The sequence below is a fragment of the Thalassobacillus sp. C254 genome, assembly GCF_001310615.1.
Genome location: NZ_BAXQ01000063.1, coordinates 1 through 1,812, shown reverse-complemented (window position 1 = coordinate 1,812; position 1,812 = coordinate 1). Strand labels below are relative to the sequence as shown.

2 protein-coding genes are annotated in these 1,812 nt (G+C 31.2%); both read left to right on the top strand.

The genetic code is table 11. From position 1 onward, the window contains the following. Window positions 1-225 precede the first annotated feature (225 nt). Window positions 226-513: a hypothetical protein gene (locus JCM19033_RS21600; protein WP_054637883.1), complete on the top strand. Its 288-nt coding sequence runs from the start codon at window positions 226-228 to the stop codon at window positions 511-513. A gap of 229 nt (window positions 514-742) precedes the next feature. After that, window positions 743-1,066, top strand: a complete 324-nt coding sequence (locus tag JCM19033_RS21595) for an HNH endonuclease (protein WP_054637882.1) — start codon at window positions 743-745, stop codon at window positions 1,064-1,066. Window positions 1,067-1,812 lie beyond the last annotated feature (746 nt).

Genomic DNA, 1,812 nt, shown 5'->3' with positions numbered 1-1,812 from the left:
GAAGGCCAATCCTTCATGCAGGTTTCAACAAAATAACAAACAACTATCAATATTATATAGAAGAACTATTAGAAATAAAACTCTATAGATTAATGGAACGTTTAAAAATACTAGCAGGATATAAAAGCCTTTAATAATAAGAAAAAGTGCAATTCTTAGATACAGAAAATAAGTGCTTTTAAATTTAAGCTACATTGAAGAGGTAGCATATGGAGGAGGTAAATTTTGAGCCATGACATACTGCAACAAGTAGATTTAAAAGAGTTTGAAACGTTACCTATCGGAACGAGGATAACTGCTGATATTGTATCTTATTCGTCCGGTCAAAATAAGATAAAGGGGATACACCCTTTAAAGATTAATGACCAAATAAAGGCTGTTATAATTTTATGTACAATAGGCGGAGAAAATTATCCAAATGAGTGGTTAAATGAGGAAAAGACGATTCTCAAATATTACTTAGAGGGAAGAAAGGATAAAACAACAGAGAGAAAAAATATAACGAAAATATAGTAACTAATAGATCGATAATTGATTCCGGTAAAGGAGCCTATCCTATTTATGTTTTTACGAGGTATAAGAAAGGTGTTCCGTTTAAATATGAAGGTGAGTTTTCTATAATGGAATATTAATTGATAAAAATGGAATTGACAAATATTTTGAATTAAGAAGTAACTTAGGCGTAGGCCCACCCGCTGTAGAAAACGAGAAATATCAATTTGAAACTACTAAAGAAGGTCGAATGTTATTAAGACAGCACTTTGCACGAGAACGTGACTCCAAGATCATTCAAAATGCAAAAGACCGATATATGAAAAGTCATGGAACTCTTAAATGTGAAGCTTGCGGATTTGACTTCTACCAAACCTATGGTGAAAGAGGAAAGGGGTATATCGAAGGACACCACAATGTACCTGTCTCTGAGATGGAAGAGGACGGTGGGGAAACGAATATAAAGGATATTGCCTTGTTGTGTAGTAATTGTCACAGAATGATTCATCGTTATAAACCTTGGATAACTGTTAAAGAGTTGAAAAATATTATTGGAAAAGTAATTAAGAACTAAAAAATTATCTATTTATGAACGCGGTTGACTTTGTTACTCTTGTTCCTTTTGTTATACTCTATTGGAATTATGGATAATAAGTTTTTTTACTAAAGATGGAGCCGAGAGGCTCCCTTTTTGTTAATACAGTTTTTTACACTTAGTTTTTTCTTTGTCCACTGCTGACCGTAGCCTCTCAAATGTGGTCAGAGAACATAGTATTTAAGAAATATATGCTGCTTTGAGTTATTTAGAATAAAATGCTTAATAGGTATAATAGTTAATGCATTAATTATAAAGATTATAGAGAGAGGGGTTTGAATGCTAGAACATTTTAAAGGTTTTATTGATTATACAGAGAACGAATTTAAAGAACTTTGGGAAAATGCCTTATTTGTTGTCGATACTAACATTTTGATTAACTTCTATAAATACACCTCAAAGGACTCTACTAAATTTTTGCTAGATATTCTAAAAAACTAAAAGAAAATGGAAGATTATGGATCCCTCATCATGTTGCCCTAGAGTATTTTTTAATTATGAGGAGAATAAGTCTAAACAGAAAGAAGGTTATAATTTATTAAATAGTGAGCTAAATAAATTAATTAATGAGGCTGAAAAAAAAATTAAATACAGTGAAGAGCAGGCACCCATACATAGATACTGATAAGTTTGGTTTTTATATTGAGAGTTTAAAGAAGCACTGACAAAATAGAGGTTGAAATAAGTAAGAAAATTGAAGGATTTACCTAACTACAGAAGCAATA

What these genes read in the sequence shown, in the direction of transcription:
- JCM19033_RS21595 (WP_054637882.1), top strand. Translation starts at nt 743, where the DNA reads ATGTTATTAAGACAGCACTTTGCACGAGAACGTGACTCCAAGATCATT.